The organism is Burkholderia sp. AU45274 (assembly GCF_030482505.1).
Taxonomy (GTDB): Bacteria; Pseudomonadota; Gammaproteobacteria; order Burkholderiales; family Burkholderiaceae; genus Burkholderia.
This window is the reverse complement of the sequence record NZ_JAUJQE010000008.1, coordinates 37,050-58,902: the sequence shown is the minus strand read 5'-3', so window position 1 is coordinate 58,902 and position 21,853 is coordinate 37,050. Positions and strand designations below refer to the sequence as shown.

Sequence of the window (21,853 nt, the reverse complement as noted above, 5' to 3'; positions counted from 1 at the left end):
GGGGTCCAGGCGGGAATGCCGCTCGCGGTGCCGGCGATTTCGGCGCCCGACGGCGTATGTGAAGCATCCGTCCCTTCCGCAAGCGCACCGGTCAAGGACATCGCGACGGCGGAAGCGATGACGGACAATTTCGCTGCCGATCGGATGAGCGAAGCGGATTTCTTGAAAGAATGAGTCTTGACCACGGCTATCTCCTTGACCTTGACCAGGTAACGTGCGCCCGCCAAAGGGTTGTGCATGGGTGAAAACGGATGAAGGTACCGATAGTCCTGTCCGTTTATTAGCTATGCGAAATGAATTGGGGTGTGTTCGTGCTTGGTTTTACTGAATCACCGAACTCCAGGTCATCGCTATAACGTCGAAGTTCGGATCGACCGGCGCCTGGGTGGGGCGCCGGACGGTTTGTCAATGCATGCAGCTATTGGGCGCCCACCGGGGCCGGATGCGGCTCGTTAGACCGGGCCGGCTCCGTACGCGCGCCGCTTCTGAGTGACTTCCGGCTTACGCCGGGACCGACGAGAAGTACTCAGCCGGCTGGGCGTGCCATCCTGCCCAGCGCTTTTCCCAGTAGAGGTTGTGAATCTTCTCGGAGATCGGGCCGGGGCCGTTGTGTTTGCCAAGCGGTTGGTCGTCCACTGCGCTGACGGGCATGATCCCGCCCGCCGACGACGACGTGAATGCTTCGTCAGCCTCGCGCAGCTGGGTCGCGGTGTACGTGCCGATGTTCACCTTGATGCCGAGCTCGGCGGCGATATCGAAGACGCTCTGGCGCGTGATGCCCAGCAGGCAGCCTTCAGCGGGCGTGTAGAGCTCCCCGTTCTTGACGAAGAAGACGTTCGCACCGGCTGCTTCGGTGAGGTTGTCGTGTTCGTCGACGAGCACCGCCCAGTCCTTCTCCTGCGTCATGGCTTCGAAGAGCGCGAGCTTCATGTCCATCCAGTGGAAGTTCTTCGCCGTGGGGTCGACTGCCTTCGCGGAAATGCGGTTGTACCGCTTGCTGATCAGCAGGTTCGAGCCGCGCGTGCGGACCTCGTCGTCGGCCTGGAAGAAGAACGGCACGGCGAAGGCGAACATCGCGTTCTTCATTGCGCTGCGGTCGCGGCGGTCGACGCTCAGCGGGCCGCGGGTGACGCACCACCAGACGTACGCATCCTTCAGGCCGGCGTTGCGCACGAGCGTGTGAAGAATTTCGCGGACCTGGTCGCGATTGAACGGATTCTCGAGGAAGAACTTCGCCGACGACTCTTCCATGCGCGCGAGGTGATCGTCGAGCCGGAAGAAGTTGCCTCGCGAGACGGTGACGACATCGTAGGCCGCGTCGGCGTGCAGGAACCCGGCGTCGACGAGCGGGACGGTCGCTTCCGTGATGGGAACGTACTTGCCGTCACAGAAGGCGCTGCCATCTTCATAGCGGGGTTCATGCGGAGCGCGAGCATGCAGCGGATTCTCGTGCATGATCTGCTGGACTTGAATGATTGCCATGGTAATTACCTTTCGCTCCCGAGGGAGAGTTGTCGTTCGATGTTGACGTCAAAAGCGACCGGATCGCGGTGCGCTTCCTTGCGGATTGCTTACTTCCTGGCTATCCGCCGTGAAGTCTGCCATATGACTTGATCAAGTGACCGTGTAGTGGAAAGTATTGCTCGAAAAATTCCTTGTCGATGAAGGTTAACCCTCTGTGATGCCTGCCTCGATACGCGAGCGGCGAGCAGACTCGTGCTTGCCGGCCGGTGATCGTCGAACGTCCGTTCCGGCAGACCACACCGATCCGCCTGAGTCACGAGGCTTCGGTGTGTTGCGAGCGTCGCGTAAAGCCGCCTCGTGATTTCGTCTCCCTCATCATCCGGTCACCCGCGCTGCAAATCTTTCGCAGCAGCATGACGGTTCGTTCCCTGAAGCGTCTTACTTTGGCTTGCCGGCGGCAATACTGATTATTACCGAGTCATGTGACTTGGCCAAATGATCAAAAAAGACGTTAGTATGGATCTTCCCGGGCGATCCAGAAGGCTGACGACTCGCCCTCGATACCAAATGACATGGAGCGAGCAGATGCCGATTTTCGAAGCAGACCATCTCCGCAAGGCGTTCATCGGCGGCCGTTGGGTGGAGCCGGTGAACGGTGGCGTGGAGCACGACATCATCAATCCGGCGACGGGCGAAGTCTCCGGCGTGTTGCTGTTCTCTGACGAAGCCGATGTGAACCTGGCCGCGCAGGCGGCGCGCGACGCGTTCGCGGCGTTCTCGAACACACCGCTCGTCGAGCGGCTCGCGATGCTCGAGCGCGTGATCGGTGCCTACACCGAGCGGCTGCAGGACATGGCGGACGCCATCACGCTCGAGATGGGTGCGCCGATGGACGCCATTTCTCGCCCGCTTCAGGCGGCACTGGGGCTCTGGCACCTTCATACGACGCTGGAAGTGGCGAAGCAGTATCCGTTCGAACGCACCCAGGGCACGTCGCGGATCGTGAAGGAGCCGGTGGGGGTGTGCGGGTTGATCACGCCATGGAACTGGCCGATGAACCAGGTCATGTGCAAGGTGGCGCCGGCGCTGGTGGCGGGTTGCACGATCGTGTTGAAGCCCAGTCAGAATGCGCCGTACTCGGCCATCGTGCTCGCCGAGATCATCGAGAAGGCCGGCGTCCCTCCCGGCGTATTCAATCTCGTGCAGGGCTCCGGGCAGCGCCTGGGCAGGGCCATCGCGTCCAGCCCGCTCTTTGACATGGTGTCGCTGACGGGTTCGACGAGCGCCGGCGTGGAAGTCGCTCAGGCCGCTGCGACGACGATCAAGCGGGTGACGCTCGAGCTAGGCGGAAAGTCGGCGAACATCATTCTGGACAGCGAAAACTTTCAGCAGGGTGTCACGCATGGCGTGCTTCAGATGATGGCCAACTCCGGCCAGACGTGCACCGCGCCTTCGCGCATGCTGGTGCCGGCGCATCGGCTCGAGGAGGCAGAGCAGATTGCGGTCGCGGCGTGTGCGCAGGTCGTCGTCGGCGATCCGCGCGATCCCGGTACGACCATGGGGCCGATGGCGAACCAACGCCAGCATCGCAAGGTGCAGGAGATGATCCAGACGGGCATCGACGAGGGCGCGGTGCTGCTGTCGGGTGGGCTCGGCAATCCCCCGGGGCTTGAGCGAGGCTACTACGTCAAGCCGACGGTCTTCAGCCGCGTGAACAATCGCATGACGATTGCAACCGAGGAGATTTTCGGCCCCGTCCTGGTGATCATCCCCTATCGGGATGAATCGGACGCGGTCGCCATTGCCAACGACTCGCCGTACGGGTTGTCCGGCTACGTCTATGGCGACTCGATCGAACAGGCGGAGCGCGTCGCCAGACAGTTGCGGACCGGGATGGTGCATTTGAACGGCGCGCCCGTCGACATCGCGGCGCCGTTCGGGGGGTACAAGCAGTCCGGTAACGGACGAGAGTGGGGCTACGCCGGCATCGAGGAGTTCCTGGAGACGAAGTCGATGTTCGGCGCGACGCCGGGCGCCGTCAGCTAGCGGGAATCGACGACGGGCGTCCGGCGGTATGCGGACGTCCGTCTACGGAAAGGTGCAGGATCGAAGCCGGTCACGACGCATCGTGCGGACGGGCTGGGTCGGGTTGCCGGCGATGGGCGCAATGGCACGCCGCGTCGACGCTCAAGCCTGCACCGTCGAGCTCGAGAGGGAGGTGGCAAACGCCTCCAACGCTGAACTTACACTATCCAGGTTCGCCCTGAGCTCGCGGATATTCGTGTCGCCTTGCCAACTGTTCAGCAATCCATCGATCAGGATGATGCTCATTCTGGCGACGGATTCAATCGCGTCATGGCTGACTTGTGGCGCGCACTTGCCGAGGTAAGCGATCGTTCGCTCGATGGTCTCGACATAGGTTTTCAACGCAAAATCGGGGCGATGACGCTCTGCCCACTGGATCAGTTCAGACTGTGCCCGGGCGTACGACGGATGCTGCACGAGCCATTCGACATTCTTGCGCAGTTGCCATCCGGCGAGTTCGCCGAAAGAATGAAATTCCCTGTCAGCGGGGGCATTCGCCGCGAGCAGATCGAACAGGGATTCGTAAACCGCGTCGAACAGATCGTCCTTGGTATGGAATACATAATGCAGCGATGCCAGTGGGCAGCATGCGGCTTCGGCAATTCGCCGCGTGGTGGCTCCAGCGACGCCGTGCGCGGCGATGACTTCAACGGCAGCGTCAACAAAATCCTGTCGCCGCAACGCAGCGCGAACTCTTGTCATTGGTAAACTCCGGTACCCGAAAATCCTCTTCCGTTCACGTCATACACAGGTGTAGTGTTTATCCGTGATACATGGTCAAGTGACCATAACGATCGTGAATTATGTCGGCTTCTTGAAAGTTTGTCCATGAATGGGCCGGGCCACGGGTGCCCTGAATGTTCAGTTCGCTTGTTTCAGCTGATTCCGGAAAATCTGATCTATTGACTTGATCATTTGATCGGTCAACGTTAAGCAGACAAAGATGCGCTGTCGATGGAGGTAAACCCGTGAGCGCGAGCACTGCAACGCAAGACCGACGGCGGCCTGCCGGGAGCGTCAGATTTTCGGGCGAATGGAAGCAGGGTGCTTGGCCGCGGCCGATGTGGATTCTCGGCGGCGCCGGTGACTTCACGCCGCACGTGTCGCGGTCGGACGCGAGCAACGGTTGCTGAAAGCACCTTCGGGCAGAGCGTGCGCGCAGGGCGGCGCATGGGCGAAATTGCAAACGTCATGCGCCGCGAGCCGAGCGGTCAATTGAAGCGGCGACGCTACCGCTGTGAGGGCACCGGGGGAGCCGGTGCATCGCGCAGGTGGCAGCGGCTTAGTGCTTCCGTACCGACTTGCGAGGGGGCTTGGCGGCAGGGCGGGCGTCCGACAGTGTCGTTGCGTAGGCGGCCAGCATCTTGCTGGCGTGGTCGACATCGGCAGCCAGACGTTTCGAATCTTCCTGGGCAAACCACGAGAAGAGCAAACCGTCGATCAGGACGATGGTCAGCCGCGCGATGGCGTCCAGCACCTTGGCATCTGCACGCGGCTCGGCGGTCGCCAGATTGGCGCGGGCACCTTCCTGGGAGATGCGAAGCGCGCCAGTGGCCATGTCGGGCTGATGCCTGAGCGCCCACGTATACAACTCCGACTGGGTCTTCGCGTATGTCGGGTTGGCTTCGAACCAGGTCATGACGGAGCGCAGGTTGAACTCCGCCAGGTCCGACAGGGTGCCGTGCTCCGGAGGCTCGGGACTATCCGAGCGGATCAAGTCGATCAGGGACTCGTAGACGGCGAACAGCAGTTCGTCCTTTGAGTGAAACACGTAGTGCAGGGACGCCAGTGGGCATCCTGCAGCCTCGGCGATGCGACGGGTCGTGGCACCCTTCACACCGTGTTCTGCAATCACCGCGACAGTCGCCGCGACGAGGTCCTGGCGGCGGACTTCAGCCCGTACTCGCTGCATAGGCCAGCGCTCCGTTTTATGTCTTCGTCCAAAGGCGCTACCCGTGCAGGGTAGTCGAATCCTCGGATATTAGCATGACGATGGGCGGCATTTCGCAAGCAACACAAGGCATTGTCCCGCACGGATATTGCGCCGCCATGGCGTCGTGAGACGTGCCGTTCGCAGGTACGTGCCGGGCATGGTGATGGCGTCGATGTGCCGCGGCGCTGGACGAACCTCGCGGCGGCGATGCGACTCGGCGGCAGGCTCGCTGAACCGGAAGACGGACTCGCACATCGTGGATCGGCCCGGACATCAAGCGGTGCTCCGCTCGTCGAGCGGCGCTTGCGTTCCTGCTTCGATGAGGCTGTCGTAGAGAGGCGCAGGTACGGTGACCGTCGCACGTGCACGATAAGGCGGCCGTGCGTGTCGTGGAAGGGACGCCATTGCGTTGGCTCGTACGGTGCCTTCATGACGAGGCTAATGGAAACTCCGTATTCCCAATGTCCTGTCGAAGCATAAGACTCGTGCCTGTAGATTCGTGGTCATTTGATCAAGTCAACTTGTTTGCACCGCTATCGTGACGCCGAGCATCACTTGGTGCGGCGAATTCCCCGCGCCGGGGCATGCGAATCACCAGCGCGCGCGTTAGCCGCCCTTCACGAAGGGCGAACACCCGGATCAGATTGGCATACGGCTTGCTTTATAGTCATGTGACCAAGTCTAATGATTCATGTGGTTGACTTGAACGAAGGATGTTTCTCGGTAGTGTGGTCAACGACAACGATAGGGAATACGAATGAGCCATGTGATTGCCGTCTTGGGCCTGGGGGTGATGGGGTCCGCCATTGCCGCCACCCTGATTGACGATGGTGCGGAAGTCGTCGTCTGGAACAGGAAGGCTGAAAAGGCGCAACGTCTGCGCGAACTGGGCGGCCGGGTTGCCGAGCGCGCCACCACCGCCTTTGATGAGGCGGACGTCATCGTCGTCGTGACGGCAACGCCGGTTGACCTCGCGGCGGACTTCGAGGCGCTGGGCGAGCGCCTGAAAGGGAAAACGGTGGTCAATCTGGCCACGGGGCGCCCGTCCGAGGTCCAGAAGCTGGATCAAATCGTGCGTGGCGCCGGCGCAAAATTCATCAGTGGAACGATCCAGTGCTTCCCGCCGGATATCGGCCGCGAGAACGCCGTCATCCTGTTTGGCGGCGACGAGAAGACCTGGAGCGAGGTGGAGCCGCTGCTCCGGAAGATTGCTCCGCAATCCACCTACGTCAGTGCACGACCTGACGTGCCGAACGTGCTCGATGCCGGGTTGACGGGCACGTTCGTTTTTGGGGCGGGCGCGGCCTTTCTGGAAGGTCTCAGATTCGTGGTGAACTCGGGCATTTCGATCGACGAGATTCGCGACCTGATTCCAACCTATCTCGCCGGTCAGACTCACTTCATCGAAGGTCTGTTCGAATCCGTGGCGGCATCCGACTATCAACCGCGCGGAGCGGACCTCGACATCTACGCACGAGCAACCGAACTGTTTCAGCAGGCGCAGGAAGATATCGGGCAGCCGCCGCGAATCCTGAAGGCGCTACGCGAGCGAATCCTGTCATCCATTGCAGAAGGCAGTGGTGACCGAGGGTACGCCGCACTCTTCAATCATTGACAATTTGTTGGAGGAATCATCATGTCGTTGCAGCGCCTTTCAAGTGGTAGCACTCCTGAAGATCTTGCCAATGCGGTCAGGCAGGATGGTGGGGCGATCGTCAAGAACTTTCTCGATTCCGATTTGCTCGCGCGAATCCAGCGTACGCTCTTCGACACGCTCGAGTCCTCTCCGAACGGAGTGGACGATTACTTCGCCGGGACACAGACGCGTCGCGTCTCGCGCCTCTTCGCGCGTACCGACTGGATGGCCGAGGTTGCGTTGCACCCGCTCTATCTGGGTGCGGCGCGCAGCATCCTGCAGACGCCGATCAAGATCTGGAGCGGCGAAAACCAGGTCGATGTCGCGCCCGATATTCAGGTGGGGGTGACGCAAGCGATCCAGATCCTGCCGGGTCAGGGCCTTCAGCCGTTGCATCGTGACGATTCCGTATGGCTCTGGCGGCACCCGAACTATGGGCGCGAGGCCCGGTTCCAGGTGATGGTGGCCGTATCGGACTTCACGGCGGAAAACGGCGCCACGCTCGTCATCCCGGGTAGCCACAAGTGGGACGACGAGCGCATGCCCACGCAGGAGGAAGCCATTCCCGCGACCATGTCGGCCGGCGATGCGCTGTTCTTCATCGGCTCCACCTATCACGGCGGCGGGAAGAACACCAGCGATGCCCCGCGCACCGGCCTGACGATGTCGTATGACCTGGCGATCCTCCGGCAGGAAGAAAACCAGTACCTCACGCTGCCCATCGAGCGCGTGAAGCGCTATCCGGAAGAGCTGCAGCGCCTGCTCGGCTGGACGTATGGCACCACGTTTGCCGGCTTCGTCGAGCGCAACGGTCAAATGTCGGATCCGAACGACCTGTTGAAGATGAAGGATTTCCTCGAGGTCGGGCATTTCGATTAACGCACGGGTTGGGTGGTGGAATCCTGGCCCGGTTTTCACGTGGAAATCGGGCGATTCCATCATCTGGAGGCATCGTGGTCGCTCGACGGGATGCCTGGATCGGTGCACAGCGAGCCGTTCCGATAGTGCGATTTTTCGGTTGGATGCAGCAGTCTTCGAAACAGTGCCGGTATGAATGCGAGCAAGAGGGCGATTCGATGCCACGCCGCGATCTCGCATTCGTGCAAACGACAAGGAGTCGATCGTGAGTGTCGAAATCAAGGGAATCCGAAAAATCGCGCTGCTTTATACAGGAGCCGTGGTCTGGACGCCCACCTACCTGCTCCCATTCAGCATCGAGGAATCGATGGCACGGTTCGGGCTGTCCGAAAGCACCGCCGGTTGGCTCGCGTCTGCGGTGCTGCTCTGTCTTTCGCTTTCCATCATCGTTTTCGGTCGTCACACGGCGACGTTGAACAAGAGGACGGGCGCGCTCGCTGCGGCAGCGCTTGCCGTCCTGTCGACGTGTGCGATGTTTTCACATAATTTCCATGTATTCGTCGCCGCGAAGCTGGTTCTCGGCGCCGCGTTGGGCGTCAGCTGCGTGTGCGCGTATGGGGTGATTGCACACGTCAAGCACCCGGAGAAGGTCGCGGCGCAAGTCGCCGTTGCGATGGCCATCATATTTTCCTGTGCGATGTACGTCGTACCGATCCTGAATGTGAAGATGGGTCATATCGGGGTGGATGCCGTCCAGCTCGCCGTGGTCGTGGCGGCGCTGTTTTTCGGCGCGTTCATGCATCCCGCCGTCAACGCAAGCGAGGAAGCGGTCGCGAAGGACGCCATCAAATCCAGTGACGTCCGAGGGATGCTGATCAGCGCATTCTTCATCTACGTCTCGCAGACGGCCCTCATGGGATTTGCCGCTGAGGTTGCTGCGACCCGGGGCGTCGAAGCGGAGCAACTCGGCATGCTGTTCATGCTCAATGCGGCCCTCCAGTTGCCGGTGGGGGTGGCGGTCAACTGGCTGGGCGATCGCTTTGGCCTGTTCAAGCCGATCGCCCTTGGGCTCGCGCTGTTGATCGCATGCAGCCTGGGCATGTATTGCGTGGGCGGCAAGTGGGCGTTTCTCGTGTCGACGGCGCTCGTCAGTGCCGGTGCCACGCTGGTGGCTCCTTATATGGTGGCGGCACTTTCACAAATGGATGCCAGCGGAAGAAGCACCGCGACCTGTGCGTCGGCAATCAATCTCGGCCTGGCAGTGGGCCCCGCGATTGCGGGCACGGTGTTCAGCGTGGCCGGTTTGCGCGCGGTCGGCTGGCTCTCCGTCGGGTTGCTGGTGGTGCCGATGTTTCTGGCCAGCGTGGCGATCCGGCAGTTCAAGGCAAAACATGCCGAAGCCGCGGTCGCCTGACGTGCGCGGTGAAGCGATCAACCGAGCGTGGCCGCACTGACCGCACCGGTACCTGGGCGGCGCCAGCATGCCTGACATGCCAGTGCGGAGCAGGCATCTCCCGGAAGCGTCCTCTCGCGTCGACAGGCAGCGCAAAAAACTGCCGTGAACGTGGATGACGAACATGACGGCAGACAAATATCTCGACGATCACGGAGTTTTTTCATGGAACTCAAATTCTATCTTTATTGCCTGGCTGATCTCGCGTTGATCGTGACTTCGTTCATTTGTGGCGTGAAGTATTTCGGGAAGCGCAACGGCCTTCTCGGATTCGAGTCGCTGGTCGTGACGTTCTCGGCAACGAATTTGATGATCAATGCGTTGACCGGCAAGGCGATCTTTTTCAGTATCTCGCTTTTCTGCGACGCGTTTTCAAGAGGCTTCGGCGTGCCGATCATCATCGTTGCGGGCATGATGTCGGTTACGCATCGATATAAACCATCGATGGTCGGCGACGTGTTGTATGCGGTGGGGGCGCTGGTGGGGACGGTTATTTTGTGGACCGCGGATTTCATGGTTGGACCCAAGCCGTATTTCTATCTGGTGATGTGGTCGTTGTTCTCGCTTTACCTCATTTACGTTGTCAAGAAACTGGCGAATGCCGGAGAGTATCGTAATGCTGCAGGTGTGATCCTGACACTCGTATCCACACAGATTATTGCGAGCGTCTACGACTTTTACCCTATCCCTGGCGACGGCGATCATATGATTTTCTATATATTTGCATTGCTTTCTTGGTCTTATATGTCGGTTTCGTTGTATTACGCCTATTGTGCGCTGGAACGGGTGCAGGAAAAGGAAGGGAATCTGATTCGAGGTTATACCCTTGGTCGCCTGGAGCGAAAGCCGCAGTAATTGTCGCGTTCCTGCGGGAATATGTTTGATTCTTCATGCGAGAGATCGGATATGGCTACCTTGATCGTGAGTTATCCCGCTGTAGCGGGTATGGAATTTGACCGCGAGTACTATCTCGCCACCCACGCGTCGCTCGTACGGGCGGCGTGGGGCGAATGTGGGCTGCAGTCGGTGGAGGTGCTGTTTCCGGCGCCGGATCCGCAGCCTTTTGCCTGCGTCACGCTATTGCGTTTCAGCGATCAGGCTGGAATCGATGCCGCGCTGGCTTCGGCCAGAACAGCCGAGGTGGTCGGCGATGTGCCGAACTTCACCAACGTTCAACCGGCGATCTTCCGCGCCGGCGACTGACCGAGTCGTCGTCGACCGAACCTGGTCTACGAGGGCAAGAGGGTCTGAGGCAAAGTGTCCGCGTGGACCCATGCACTCGGGCCTTGACGACGAAGAAACAAGACCTTCGAAGCAGAATGCCGATCGGCCACGGACGAGATGGCCGACTGGAACTTGACGAAGACGCGGTTCGGGAGTGGATCGCGCCTTGCCTGAAGCCGCACCTGTCGATTGCCCGCGCGGCCGCTCAGGGTTTTGACGCCGGGCGAATGCGCTCGGCAATACAGCCTTCGGCCGCAGGCCGAAGGCTCATCCAGCATCCGGCATCAACGCTGCACGGTGTCCAGGATATCCAGGCGGCTCACTGCCACCGCCTTCTGCTTGATCGCGCCAAACGCCGTTTCGGTCGCCTCGAGCGTACGCGCGATGTCTTCGTCGGTATGGCTCGCCGTAAAAAACATGTTGTGCCACGGGTGGAGATAGGCGCCATTCTTGATGACTTCCGACGTCCACGCCCGCCCGCGCGACACGAGCTCGTCGTCACCCGCGAACAGCATCTGGGGCATGACGCTCGGCCCGGTCTGCTTGAGTTCGAAGCCATGCCGCTCGGCTTGCTCGGCGAGGCCCGCGCGCAGCTTGTCCGCCAACCGCCTGGTGTGTTCGAGGTAGTCCGTTTCTCGTACCAGGCGCAGCGTTTCGATGGCCGCGGCCATCGGCACGGCCGAGAGCCAGTAGGAGCCCGTGACGAAAATGTTCGTTGCAGCCTCGCGTGCCTTGTCCGAACCGAGCACCGCCGCGATCGCATAGCCGCCGCCGATGGCCTTGCCCCAGCAGCTGAGGTCCGGGTGCACGCCCCAGTCCGACCATGAACAATCACGCGACAGGCGCAGCCCCGTGCGGACCTCGTCGACGACCAGAAGCGCTTCCTGCTCGTCCGCGAGGCGACGGCATTCCTTCGCGTACTCGATCGACGGGAAGAACTGATCGTAGAGCACTTCGTGCCGGAACGGCGTCGCGTAGATGGCCGCTACGTCACCGTCGACGCTCTTGACGGCGGCATTGAGGCTCTCGAGATCGTTGTACTCGAAGTAGACGACGTGAGCGCGGTCTTCCTTGGTGATCCCCGTCGTATAGGGCACGTTCCACGGGGACGCACCATGGTACGTGCCGCGCGCAACGAGAATCTTCCGTTTCTCGCGATACGCGCGCGAGATCACCATGGCCATCGACGTGGCGTCCGAGCCGTTCTTGCAGAACATTGCCCAGTCGGCGTGGCTGACCTGTTGCGTGAGCGCCTCGGCAAGCTGAACCATCACCTCGCTGGGGCCCGTCGCCGTGTCGATCTTCTGCAACTGGAGGGCCGCGGCTTGCTCGATCCGCTCGTTGCCGTAGCCGAACAGGTTCGTGCCGTAGCCACATACGTAGTCGATGTACTGGTTGCCGTCGACGTCCCAAAGATGGGTACCTTTCGCTTTTGCGAAGTACAGCGGGAAATCTTCCGTCAAATACTTGACGCTCTGGTGACCGTACATCCCGCCCGGGATGACCTTTTCGGCTCTTGCGAACCACTCGTTCTTCCTTGCCAGCCTGTCCATGCTCGACTCCTTGTGAAAAATTCGTTCCCGGAACGTCAGATCCGATATCAAGTCTTTTGACTGAGTCATTTGACCAAGTATTTGAACCCCTGGAATGTTGGGGAATGCCGCATCCGAAATCTCGCGTCTCGTTGTTGGATCGATGCGCCGACCAACATCGCTCCGCGAATGCAGCCTCGCTGCGTTACGCGCCTGGGTGTCTGTCGTCGCTTCATGAGACTTGGTCATGTGACCGAGTCTAGTGTCCATAAATGTCGTCCAGACTGAAATTGGCGTTTTCCACTAGTGCTTCGCGGCAGCGGATCAACGTCATGCCGGGCATGCCACGGCGATGGGGGAGGAGGCGAGCGGCGGCAGTTCGGCGGCATGCGCTGTGCGGCGTCGCCATCTGATCCGCATGATGGAAATCCCCGCTCAACCTGTCGAGCAGGGATGCAGGGCGATCAACGCGGGGATGGGGGCGAGGGGCGATGGCGGTGGGCTTCCGCAAGCAGATTTCGCTGCGGGAGACAGCGGTGTGTACAGGCGTGTCCAGGCGCACGGTGCGCGCATGGCAGGGGCAGACTGATCTATGCAGTCGGAGCATCCGAAGCGCGAGCAATACGCTACGCGGATCGCGTTCGACACGATCCGCGCGCGAGGCTACGCCGGCATGTTCGATCTTTCCGGATGGCGCCTATTGGCTCGAGTCGTAGTGCTCGATATGGTAGAGAACCATGAATCCCGGGCTGAGTACGAGAAGTAACCCGGCAACGAGGGAGATTGCGACAAATAAACGCTTCACCATGATCACGCTCCTGAGTTGGATGAGGTGCAATAGAAAGTCGATTCTTGAGGGCCATCCCCGGAAAGGCGCGCAATCCCCGCATTGTTCTCAAGATCGCAACGCGATTCGTCAGGTCGATCTTCATGGGGTGTCTCGCTGGCGATGATGCTGTCGTGGCCCGCGCATGTGCATCGCGGAATCCGTGGAGGAGGATCCCCCTCCCGGACGGATGCAGGCGTCTGTTCGTGGCTCAGAGGCCGAGATGCGTCGCGATATCGTCGTAGTCGACTTGCCACAGGCCCGGCGTGCCGGCCGGATATTGCGAGCGGAAGCCGATGATTCGCTGAACGCGTTTCGACAGGCGTCGTACGGTGTCCATCTCGACGATGAAGGGATACGCTTCCTCCGGCGTCAGGTAGGACGGCTGCATCGGAATCGTGAGCCCGCGCCGGCGCTCGTTCTTCGTCACGTTCGCGCCGCCGCCGTGGATCACCTTGCCGCTGAACAGCAACGCGTCGCCGGCATCCATTTCGGCGGCAATGGTCATGTCGGGCGTGCCCTTGCTGTTGAAGTAATCCTCGTCCCAGTTCTGGCTTCCCGGAATGATTCGGGTGGCGCCGTTTTCCTCGGTGAAGCGCGTCAGGGCAATCATGAGGTTGGTGAATACCGTAGGCCCGTTGACGCCGAGCGCGCACAGGGGCGGAAAATTGCCGACGTCGCGATGCAGCATCTGTGCCGTGTTGCCCGGGCCGATGTCGATGACCTGCGCGGTCGAGAGCCACCAGTCGCCGGACTCTTCACGGTAGAGCACCTCGCCGAGTTCATGAAAGAGTTCGTCATCCAGAACATCCCCGAACGTCTTGCTGTGCGTGACCATGTTCGTCAGGCGCTTCGTATAGGTGCCGTGGAATTCCTTGATCAGTTCGTTGTCGTGCGACGACCCTTCGCGAAGCCGCTCGAGCGGCGCATCGACCTCACGATTGATGTTCGCGACCTGCTCCTGGGTCAGATAATTCTTGATCCGGACTCCACCATATTGATTCATGAGCGACACGATCTCTTGCGCGCTGGTCTGTTTGGGGACGGTGGGGAGCGCGTCCTGAATGTTCTGAATATTGGCGTTCATGTTTGCCTCAAAGTTGCGTGGACGGGTAAATCAGACGCGGCGTCACGTTCTGATTCGGGTGGTGATCCCGACCTCAAGTCGAATTTTTGACTGAGTCATTTGACTGCGTATGCCTTCGCTTTCTGCCATACGTTCCTGCCACGCCAGTTGATGGAGCGCGCACGGTATTCCCGACGTTGTCGCGACCTCCGGGTGGTCCAGTACGTGTTCCCGGAGGTGACAGACATGGACGCATTCGCGGGGGTTTCCGGTGAATTGGCGTATTCGCAGCGAATCAGGTCAATTGACCAAGTCGTATGATCGAGGAAGTTAACATGGCGTTTTTCGACGGTCGATCATGGTTAACCCGTCGCGTTTGAATGGCGTAGGGGATGAGAGGAGAGCGGTCGTTCAGGCGTGCATGCGAAAGTTGTGATCACGCCTGACGCGGTGTGGGGAGACGTGATTCGGAATCGAATGGCCACGCCGGCGACGACGTTCCTCGACACGTTCAGTCTTGCGTGCGGGCTCGCGCATACGGGCTCGGTGTGGTGCGAACCAGGCGATCGGGCACGCAAGCTGCTTGCTCGTCATAAGCGCCCGCGTACGGAGTCGCTGCCCGTGCCGTTGCGTGCGCCACGATCGACATCCTGCCCCGGCGCGGCTGCGCGGCGACCGACGCGCGATCCGCGGACGATTTTTCAAGCCCTTGTCAATTCTGTCCCGGCATCGCGACGCATGACGGCTTCTGCACGACGAAGCGCCGTGAGAGATGAGCGAGCGCCATGGCTCGAACGCATGCCGGTATTTTCACAGGAGCTCGCGCGCTGAGCCGGGCACGGAAATCGCTCCGGCCCGCAATGGAACGCTGCACGACACATGCCCGTCGTGTTTCGGCGAGGCGCTTCACCCAGCGATTTCGCGATCTATTGTCATGAGGGCAACGCCATGCACACATTCACGAACTGGAGCCCGTTGGTCTCGCTGATCGCCGGGATTCTCATCCTGGTGGTACCGCGCCTGCTGAACTACATCGTCGCAATCTACCTGATCGTCATTGGATTGCTTGGGCTTTTCGGCGGACATTTCCACTGACGCGCCGCGTCGGCGTCTACACAGGTTCGACGCGTACCTCGACTGAATCCCTGGGCACCGTCAATCGCGTGCGGCCAAGCAGTGCATCCGCGGGCGCGGTGCCGTCCGGGTTCAACGGCTTCACCTTGTTGAACGTGACGGAAAAGGATTCCGGTGTGACGGTGGCCGATGCATAACCCTGCGCGTCGTGGTCGGCGTGGCACAGATCGGGATTGTTCGCCATCAGGAAGCGGTCGAGTCTGGCCGGCGTCGCCGCGATCGACGCGAGCGGTGTCCCGTTCCATGCGGCTTTCAGGTAGGTATAGAAGGACATGCTGCTGATGCCGGCGCAGACGAAATCGACGATGACCGGCACCCCCGTCGCGGGATCGGGATCGTCCCGCACGACGCCGCCCTGAAAGGCATGCAGGTCTCCGGTGATCGCGACGACGTTGCGGATCCCGTGCTCCCGCAAGTAAGCGAGCAGTTCGTGCTTGTGCGCGGGATAGCCGTCCCATGCGTCGCAATCGACCACGAGGCGGGCCGCCGGCGTCCCGGGTGCGCCCGGCATCACGAACCACAGACGGTTCAACATCACTTCGTTGCCCCATACCTTCCAGGTGGCCGGCGAGTCCTTCATCAAGGTTTTCCACCATCGTGTCTGTTCGGGGCCGAGCATCGACGGCGGGCGGCCGAGCTGCCGGGTGTCGCGCGCCTCGTCGCGTTGCAGCACGTCCTGCTTGACGAAGTAGCGCGAGCCGGCTGCGTCGTCCCCATGCACCGGGTCGTGCCCGTGCGCACGTGCGACAGCGGCTTCGCTCACGACGTGGTCGTCGCGATACAGCCGCTCGTCCGTCATCACCAGATGCATCAGCATGCCGAAACGAAAATCGCGGTAGATGCGAATGTTCGTGTACGACGGATTGTCCGGCTCGAAGCGCACATCGTCCCAATCCACCGGCATGTATTCCGCCCACGCGCGACTGGCGCTGCGGCGACGCCCGGTTTCCTGCCGCTCCTCGTTGGTGTAGACCTGATGGTCCTGCCAGCAATCGTCGGAAAATTCGTGGTCGTCCCAGATCGCGATCATCGGCAGGCGCTGGTGCAGCGTCTGCAGGCGCGGATCGGTTCGATAGGTGCGATAGAGCGTCCGGTAGTCTTCGAGCGTCTCGGCATACGTGCGGCCGTCCGCGAGCAGCTTGCCGCCGCTCAGGTGCAGCGGAGGATGCGCCGGCTCGGCGCGGCCGGGAGGAGCGGTCCCGACCGTTTCATAGATGTAGTCGCCCACGTGCACGACGAAATCGAGGTCGCGCTCGTCGGCCAGCAGCGTCATCGCTTGCCAGTGGTTGACGCTCCAGTCCTGGCAGGTGAGCCACGCGAAGCGAACCCGTTCGTTGGCCGCGTTTGCCGCCGGCGCGGTGCGCGCGACACCCGTCATGCTGACGTCGTCGCCGGCGACGAACCGGTAGTGGTAGGTGGTCTTCGGCGTGAAGGCCGTCACCTTCGCGCGCACGGTGAAGTCGTAGATGGCCAGCGCCCGCAACGGGACGCTGGCGACGAGCGTCGAGAAATCCGCCCGCGTCGACACTTCGAGTCGTAGCGGGACCGCGCGCGCGGCGCCTTTTGCGTCGTGCTGCACGCCGCTGGATACCGGAACGCATCGCGTCCAGAACACGATGGAGTGATCGCGCGGATCACCGCTTGCAACACCTTGCGGGAATCGATGGAGGTTCTCGCGCGCGGGGCTGCCCGGCAGGGCCGCCGGTGAAACGTCGCGCGTGGCGGCGACGGCGGCCGCAATGGTAAAAAAAGCCGACGACTTGAGGAAATGGCGACGATCCATTGATCCTCCCGATCGACATCCCGTGGATGCGGGAAGCGCTGCGGCAGGCGCACGCTTCTCGCGCCGGACAAGCTTGCCACTGCCCCCGCCGCGCGCGGCAGGGGAGCAGTCGATCCGGAACATTACTGCGAAGATCGAGGACTGAAAAGTCGTGCGAACCCCATTTTCGAAATCCCGCACGCCATCCGGCGGAAGGCTCGTGCATTCAGGAACGCGCCTTGCTGGGATACCGGGCAGCAAACTGGGGGAGTGAGCAATGCACATCGGCCACAGCGTCGGCAAGGCGGCCGCGTGGCTTGCCGTGAGCGTCACCCTGGCGCTTGCCGCGCTGGTGATCGTCATCGTGACGTTCGACTGGAATCGAGCCCGGCCCTGGATCGATGACAAGGTGTCGGACGCGATCGGACGGCAGTTCGCCATCAACGGCGATCTGCAGGTCGGTTGGCGTCGGCCCGCGAGCGAGCACGGCTGGCGCGCCTGGGTGCCATGGCCACGATTCATCGCGCGCAATGTCACGATCGCCAACCCCGATTGGGCGCGCACGAAGTATTTCGTCACGCTGGACGCGATCAGTTTCGAGGTCGAGGCGCTGCCGCTGATGGCGCGCCGCATCGTGATTCCGGCCATCGATCTGGTCAATCCGTCCGTCGACCTCGAACGCCTGAAGGACGGGCGAGCCAACTGGACGTTCAAGTTCAAGCAGTCCGCCCAACCGGGCCGATGGGCGCTCGACCTGCATGAGATCGCGTTTGCCCAAGGCAATCTCGGCTACTACGACCAGCAGAAGCAGTTCGATTTGAGCGCGGTGATCGACACGCTTGGCCAGCCGATCCCGTTCGGCGCGGTGATGAAACAGCAGGAGGCGTTGGCGCACCACGAATCGGCAAAGGCCGTCGGCCCGGCGGGTCAAAAGAAGCTCGCGGCCCAGGCGCACGCCGGCGCGGCGCAACCGGTGGTTCCGGCATCGGGTGCCGAAGCGGCGTCACGCGCATCGGCAGCGGCTTCGCAAGCGTTGGCCGCTGCTTCGCATGCTGCTGCGACGACATCCGGCACCGCAATCGCCCCGGCTGCATCAGGCCCGGCGGCGGGTTCGAACGCCCCCGCGACTGCCGCACCGGGGGCGACGGCCTCGGCGGCCTCGGCGCCCGCGGCCTCCACCGGCGTCGGCACTTACACGATTGGCTGGACCGTCAAGGGGACCTACAAGAAGGGCAAGGTCGCCGGCACGGGCAAGATCGGCAATTTGCTGGACGTGCGGGGCGCGCAACGCCCGTTTCCGGTTCAGGCCGATTTGCGCTTCGGCGATACGCACCTGGCGCTCGTCGGCACGCTGACGGACCCGTCTCACCTGGCCGCGGTCGATCTCCGGCTGTGGCTTGCGGGCACCAGCATGGCCAAGCTGTATGACGTCACGGGCATCACGCTGCCCGAAACCTCGCCCTATGCGACCGACGGCCGGCTGGTCGGCCAGTTCCGGACGTCCGGGAACGTCTTCAAGTACGAGAACTTCACGGGACGCGTCGGCGGCAGCGATCTCGGCGGCACGCTGGTGTACGTGTCGCGCGAACCGAGGCCGTTGTTGTCCGGCACGCTGGAGTCGAGGCTGCTGCAGTTCTCCGACCTCGCGCCGCTCATCGGCGCCGACACGAATGCCAGCAAGGCGCGGCGGGGTGCCGCGCCCACCCAGCCCGCGAACAAGGCGTTGCCGGTCGAGACATTTCGCACGGACCGCTGGAAGAAGATCGATGCAGACGTTCGATTCACCGGTCGGCGCATCGTCAAGACCGCGAGCCTGCCGATCACCGATCTGTCGACCCACATCGTGATGCAGGACGGCGTGCTGACGCTCAACCCGCTGAACTTCGGTGTCGCGGGCGGGACGCTCGCGTCGAACATCCACCTGGACGGCAGCGGCGTGCCGCTCAAAGGGCGGTTCTCGCTGCAGGCGCGGCATCTGAAACTCAAGCAACTGTTCCCGACCTTCCCGGTGATGCAAACGGCGCTCGGCGAGGTCAACGGCGATGCCGCGTTATCGGCCACCGGCAATTCGCCGGCGGCGCTCGCCGCGACGTCCAACGGCGAGGTGAAGACACTGGTGACCGACGGCACGGTGAGCCTCTTGCTGATGGAAGCCGCGGGGCTGAACGTCGCCAACGTGGTGTACGAGAAACTGTTCGGCACACGCGACGTCAAGATCAACTGCGGCGTGGCCGACTTCGTGGCCACCAACGGCGTGCTCGACTCGCGCGTATTCGCGCTCGACACCGAGGATGCGGTGATCGCAATGGACGGCAACGTGAACCTGCGGGACGAGACCATGAACCTGACGATCCATCCGCATACCAAGGGATTCCGGGTGATATCGCTACGCTCGCCGCTGTACGTCACCGGATCGTTCAAGCAACCGCACGTCGGGGTGAAGGCGGGCGCGCTGATCGCGCGGGGCGGGGCCGCGGTCGGGCTGGGCTTGCTGAACCCGCTCGCCAGTCTGCTCGCATTGCTGCAGCCGGGCCGCAGCCGCCCGTTGCCGTGCGGGCAGATGCTGGCCGACATGGAGCGGCGCCCGGTCGCGCCACCGCCGGGCGTCCGGCAGAAGACGAAGGCGGCGCCGGCGTACATGAATGCGCCGTCGGCGGCTTCTTCTGCTTCCGCGCCGATGGGCGGCGAACTTCGGCATGCGAAGTGAGTGAGGTGTGCGGTAGCAACGCGGACGCTTCGCGCCGACGCGGGTGCCGCCACCGCGCGTCGCCCGTACGCAAGCGTCGCGGCCGCGTCGGCCGGGCCGCCTAGACGGCCCCGGCAAAGGTGCGGCGCAGGCCGACCGCGGCTTCCCATTGCGCGCCGATTGCCGTTTCCAGCGCGTCGCGGGATCGCAGGTGCGCGTGGCGCGCGGCGAGCACATCGCTCATATCGGCCTGGCCTGCGTCATACAGTCTGGCCGCATTGCGTGCGGCGACCTTTCCGGCCGCCTCGGCGCGTTGCCACTCCTGCATCGAGCGATCCGATGCGGACCACCGGGCCAGGCTCGTCTCGACGTCGACGAGCGCCGCCAGCATGGCCTTTTCGTATTCGGCCATCGCTTCCTGCGCGCGCGCATCGTGTACCGCGACGTTGGCGCGAATCCGGCCACCGTCGAGGATGGGCAGCGTTACCGACACGCCATAGCCGACGGCCACGCGAGGCGCGGCGCCATCGCCGACCGCGGCCAGCCTTTCCTTCGTCCCCGCCCACTCGATCTGAAGGCGCGGATAGACCTCTTTCCGGGCGGCGCCGGCACGGGCGAGCGCGGCGTCGAGTGCGCGCGCCTGACGCTGCACGTCGGGCCTGCGCTCGAGCAGCGTGGCGGGCAACACCGTCGCGGGCGGCGCGGGCAGTGCGGCCGGCACGGCTTGCGCGCCGAGCTCGGGCGCCTGGGGGCTGCCGACGAGCAGCGCGAGCTGATGCAAGCGCACCCGGTGTTCGCCGTCGAGCTGGGCAAGCGACGCCTGTTCCTGCGCCAGTTCGGTACGCCAGCGTTCGACATCCAGCGCCGTCACCTGGCCCGCGGCGAATTTGCGCTCCGCCACGACCGCCTGCCTTTGCGCAACCTCGAGCGCCTCGCGCTTGAGCGCTGAGCGCCGCTCCAGCGTGCGCAATTCGAAGTAGGCGGTACTGACGTCCGCAGCCAGCGCAATGCGGGTCGCACGGAGCGCCTCGCGAGCGACGGCGCTGTCGGACCGTGCGGCGTCCACCAGCAACGCACCGCGCCCGAACAGATCGACTTCCCACGCGGCACGCAAGCCGACGCCGCTGCGCTCCGCACGCGGATCGACGCTGTTTTCGCGCCCGCGCTCGCCGCGCGCCATCGCATCCAGCCGCGGGCGGCGCTCTGCCTCGGCGCTGTCGCCGAGCGCGCGCGCCTGCGCGAGGCGGGCCGCGGCGATCTTCAGGTCGCGATTGGCATCGAGCGCGCTGTCCACCAGTCGATCGAGCACCGGATCGCCGAAATCCCGCCACCACATGTCGCCGACGGTGCCCTGCTTCCCGGGCGATGTCTCGGCCCATTGCGAGGGCGCCGCAACGGCGGGCGCCGTGGCAACGTGGCTGGGCGGGGCGATCGCACAGCCGCCAAGGGCGAGTGTCGCGGCAAGAGCAAGACAGGTCAGCGCTCGGTGCGCGGAAACGGGGCGGGAAACAACGGTCGTCATGGGTTTGCCTTGAGTCTTGACATGGAGTTCGTGAAACTATACTGTACGTATAGTTTAGTTTCAATCCCAAGGAGATGCACCATGTCGACTTCCGAGCGACGAGCCGGCCGCAGCAGTTCGCGCGACCGTCTTCTCGATGCCGCGGCCGAGCTCGTGGCCAGCCAGGGTATCCAGAACCTGACCATTGAAGCCGTGGCCGCTGCCGCGAAGGTCACGAAAGCAGGCCTTGTCTACCATTTCAAAACGCGCGACGACTTGCTGGCTGCGCTGATCGAGCGGGTGGTCGGCGAACTGGACATGCTGGACCTGCGGGCGCAGGAGGCACGTGACACGCGTGAGGCGGACGATGCCGCGAAGCCGTTGAAGTCGTCGCTGGCCGAGCTGTCGAAGCTGACCTTCGACATGCCGGAAGACCGCCGCCTGCTGCTGGCCAACCTGCTGGCCGCCACGTCGTTGTATCCGCATCTGGCCGGTCCCGTGCGGGATTTCTACTCGCGCAGCTATGCACGGGTCGCGCAAAGCGGCCCCGATGCGGGGCAGGTGCTCGCGCTGGTCGTCGCCCTCGACGGCATCGCCCTGCTCGAAGTGCTCAACCTGCACCGGTTCACGCCGGAGCAGCGCCAAGTGTTGCGCGACACGCTGGAAAGCGCGATTCGCAAGCTTCCCTGAGCT

Annotated in this window: 17 protein-coding genes; 10 read left to right on the top strand and 7 right to left on the bottom strand. The window is 62.7% G+C overall.

Annotation, left to right across the window (positions count from 1 at the left end):
• Window positions 1–15: 15 nt before the first annotated feature.
• Complete coding sequence (locus QZM35_RS26190) at window positions 16–174, top strand: hypothetical protein (protein WP_254610226.1); 159 nt, start codon at window positions 16–18, stop codon at window positions 172–174.
• A gap of 327 nt (window positions 175–501) precedes the next feature.
• Here the strand turns inward: QZM35_RS26190 and QZM35_RS26185 are convergent, their stop codons facing one another.
• Entirely contained in the window at window positions 502–1,482 is a 981-nt protein-coding gene (locus tag QZM35_RS26185; protein ID WP_089429436.1) for an aminotransferase class IV, read from the bottom strand.
• A gap of 567 nt (window positions 1,483–2,049) precedes the next feature.
• Here QZM35_RS26185 and QZM35_RS26180 point away from each other — a divergent pair.
• Window positions 2,050–3,510 carry an aldehyde dehydrogenase family protein gene (locus QZM35_RS26180; RefSeq protein ID WP_301777090.1) on the top strand — a complete coding sequence of 487 codons (1,461 nt, stop codon included), beginning with the start codon at window positions 2,050–2,052 and terminating at the stop codon, window positions 3,508–3,510.
• A gap of 141 nt (window positions 3,511–3,651) precedes the next feature.
• Here the strand turns inward: QZM35_RS26180 and QZM35_RS26175 are convergent, their stop codons facing one another.
• Both QZM35_RS26175 and QZM35_RS26170 read right to left on the bottom strand, forming a co-directional pair.
• On the bottom strand, window positions 3,652–4,251 hold the full coding sequence (locus QZM35_RS26175; RefSeq protein WP_089429437.1) for a TetR/AcrR family transcriptional regulator: 600 nt from the start codon (window positions 4,249–4,251) through the stop codon (window positions 3,652–3,654).
• A gap of 580 nt (window positions 4,252–4,831) precedes the next feature.
• Window positions 4,832–5,461, bottom strand: a complete 630-nt coding sequence (locus QZM35_RS26170) for a TetR/AcrR family transcriptional regulator (RefSeq protein WP_089429438.1) — start codon at window positions 5,459–5,461, stop codon at window positions 4,832–4,834.
• 778 nt (window positions 5,462–6,239) lie between these two features.
• Here QZM35_RS26170 and QZM35_RS26165 point away from each other — a divergent pair.
• From QZM35_RS26165 to QZM35_RS26145, 5 genes are all read left to right on the top strand, one after another.
• Window positions 6,240–7,097 (top strand): NAD(P)-dependent oxidoreductase, encoded by an 858-nt coding sequence (locus QZM35_RS26165; RefSeq protein WP_301777089.1) that lies wholly within the window; start codon window positions 6,240–6,242, stop codon window positions 7,095–7,097.
• 21 nt (window positions 7,098–7,118) lie between these two features.
• Window positions 7,119–7,997 (top strand): phytanoyl-CoA dioxygenase family protein, encoded by an 879-nt coding sequence (locus tag QZM35_RS26160; RefSeq protein ID WP_301777088.1) that lies wholly within the window; start codon window positions 7,119–7,121, stop codon window positions 7,995–7,997.
• A 244-nt stretch (window positions 7,998–8,241) separates the two neighbouring features.
• Window positions 8,242–9,390, top strand: a complete 1,149-nt coding sequence (locus tag QZM35_RS26155) for an MFS transporter (protein ID WP_254600131.1) — start codon at window positions 8,242–8,244, stop codon at window positions 9,388–9,390.
• A gap of 204 nt (window positions 9,391–9,594) precedes the next feature.
• A complete protein-coding gene (locus QZM35_RS26150; protein ID WP_301777087.1) occupies window positions 9,595–10,284 on the top strand; it encodes a hypothetical protein in 690 nt (229 codons plus the stop codon).
• A gap of 51 nt (window positions 10,285–10,335) precedes the next feature.
• Window positions 10,336–10,632 carry an EthD family reductase gene (locus tag QZM35_RS26145; RefSeq protein WP_301777086.1) on the top strand — a complete coding sequence of 99 codons (297 nt, stop codon included), beginning with the start codon at window positions 10,336–10,338 and terminating at the stop codon, window positions 10,630–10,632.
• A 305-nt stretch (window positions 10,633–10,937) separates the two neighbouring features.
• On the opposite strand, the gene QZM35_RS26140 is transcribed toward QZM35_RS26145, so the two are convergent.
• Both QZM35_RS26140 and QZM35_RS26135 read right to left on the bottom strand, forming a co-directional pair.
• Complete coding sequence (locus QZM35_RS26140) at window positions 10,938–12,206, bottom strand: aminotransferase class III-fold pyridoxal phosphate-dependent enzyme (RefSeq protein ID WP_089429444.1); 1,269 nt, start codon at window positions 12,204–12,206, stop codon at window positions 10,938–10,940.
• Between the two features lie 1,016 nt (window positions 12,207–13,222).
• Window positions 13,223–14,098: a phytanoyl-CoA dioxygenase family protein gene (locus QZM35_RS26135; protein WP_089429446.1), complete on the bottom strand. Its 876-nt coding sequence runs from the start codon at window positions 14,096–14,098 to the stop codon at window positions 13,223–13,225.
• Window positions 14,099–15,025: 927 nt separating this feature from the next.
• Here QZM35_RS26135 and QZM35_RS26130 point away from each other — a divergent pair.
• Window positions 15,026–15,172 carry a DUF3096 domain-containing protein gene (locus QZM35_RS26130; RefSeq protein WP_076841491.1) on the top strand — a complete coding sequence of 49 codons (147 nt, stop codon included), beginning with the start codon at window positions 15,026–15,028 and terminating at the stop codon, window positions 15,170–15,172.
• A 16-nt stretch (window positions 15,173–15,188) separates the two neighbouring features.
• Here QZM35_RS26130 and QZM35_RS26125 read toward each other — a convergent pair whose 3' ends face one another.
• On the bottom strand, window positions 15,189–16,994 hold the full coding sequence (locus tag QZM35_RS26125) for an alkaline phosphatase (protein ID WP_301777203.1): 1,806 nt from the start codon (window positions 16,992–16,994) through the stop codon (window positions 15,189–15,191).
• A gap of 256 nt (window positions 16,995–17,250) precedes the next feature.
• Here QZM35_RS26125 and QZM35_RS26120 point away from each other — a divergent pair, with 256 nt between their 5' ends.
• Window positions 17,251–19,680 (top strand): AsmA family protein, encoded by a 2,430-nt coding sequence (locus QZM35_RS26120; RefSeq protein WP_301777085.1) that lies wholly within the window; start codon window positions 17,251–17,253, stop codon window positions 19,678–19,680.
• Window positions 19,681–19,780: 100 nt separating this feature from the next.
• Here QZM35_RS26120 and QZM35_RS26115 read toward each other — a convergent pair whose 3' ends face one another.
• Window positions 19,781–21,181: a TolC family protein gene (locus QZM35_RS26115; protein WP_301777084.1), complete on the bottom strand. Its 1,401-nt coding sequence runs from the start codon at window positions 21,179–21,181 to the stop codon at window positions 19,781–19,783.
• Window positions 21,182–21,262: 81 nt separating this feature from the next.
• Between QZM35_RS26115 and QZM35_RS26110 the strand changes: the two genes are divergently transcribed.
• Window positions 21,263–21,850 carry a TetR/AcrR family transcriptional regulator gene (locus tag QZM35_RS26110; RefSeq protein ID WP_174971128.1) on the top strand — a complete coding sequence of 196 codons (588 nt, stop codon included), beginning with the start codon at window positions 21,263–21,265 and terminating at the stop codon, window positions 21,848–21,850.
• Window positions 21,851–21,853: the final 3 nt, after the last annotated feature.

Bases quoted from the DNA above. Each gene is read 5' to 3' on its own strand.
- QZM35_RS26190 (WP_254610226.1), top strand. From the start codon at position 16: ATGCCGCTCGCGGTGCCGGCGATTTCGGCGCCCGACGGCGTATGTGAA.
- QZM35_RS26185 (WP_089429436.1), bottom strand. From the start codon at position 1,482: ATGGCAATCATTCAAGTCCAGCAGATCATGCACGAGAATCCGCTGCAT.
- QZM35_RS26180 (WP_301777090.1), top strand. From the start codon at position 2,050: ATGCCGATTTTCGAAGCAGACCATCTCCGCAAGGCGTTCATCGGCGGC.
- QZM35_RS26175 (WP_089429437.1), bottom strand. From the start codon at position 4,251: ATGACAAGAGTTCGCGCTGCGTTGCGGCGACAGGATTTTGTTGACGCT.
- QZM35_RS26170 (WP_089429438.1), bottom strand. From the start codon at position 5,461: ATGCAGCGAGTACGGGCTGAAGTCCGCCGCCAGGACCTCGTCGCGGCG.
- QZM35_RS26165 (WP_301777089.1), top strand. From the start codon at position 6,240: ATGAGCCATGTGATTGCCGTCTTGGGCCTGGGGGTGATGGGGTCCGCC.
- QZM35_RS26160 (WP_301777088.1), top strand. From the start codon at position 7,119: ATGTCGTTGCAGCGCCTTTCAAGTGGTAGCACTCCTGAAGATCTTGCC.
- QZM35_RS26150 (WP_301777087.1), top strand. From the start codon at position 9,595: ATGGAACTCAAATTCTATCTTTATTGCCTGGCTGATCTCGCGTTGATC.
- QZM35_RS26145 (WP_301777086.1), top strand. From the start codon at position 10,336: ATGGCTACCTTGATCGTGAGTTATCCCGCTGTAGCGGGTATGGAATTT.
- QZM35_RS26140 (WP_089429444.1), bottom strand. From the start codon at position 12,206: ATGGACAGGCTGGCAAGGAAGAACGAGTGGTTCGCAAGAGCCGAAAAG.
- QZM35_RS26135 (WP_089429446.1), bottom strand. From the start codon at position 14,098: ATGAACGCCAATATTCAGAACATTCAGGACGCGCTCCCCACCGTCCCC.
- QZM35_RS26130 (WP_076841491.1), top strand. From the start codon at position 15,026: ATGCACACATTCACGAACTGGAGCCCGTTGGTCTCGCTGATCGCCGGG.
- QZM35_RS26125 (WP_301777203.1), bottom strand. From the start codon at position 16,994: ATGGATCGTCGCCATTTCCTCAAGTCGTCGGCTTTTTTTACCATTGCG.
- QZM35_RS26120 (WP_301777085.1), top strand. From the start codon at position 17,251: ATGCACATCGGCCACAGCGTCGGCAAGGCGGCCGCGTGGCTTGCCGTG.
- QZM35_RS26115 (WP_301777084.1), bottom strand. From the start codon at position 21,181: ATGACGACCGTTGTTTCCCGCCCCGTTTCCGCGCACCGAGCGCTGACC.
- QZM35_RS26110 (WP_174971128.1), top strand. From the start codon at position 21,263: ATGTCGACTTCCGAGCGACGAGCCGGCCGCAGCAGTTCGCGCGACCGT.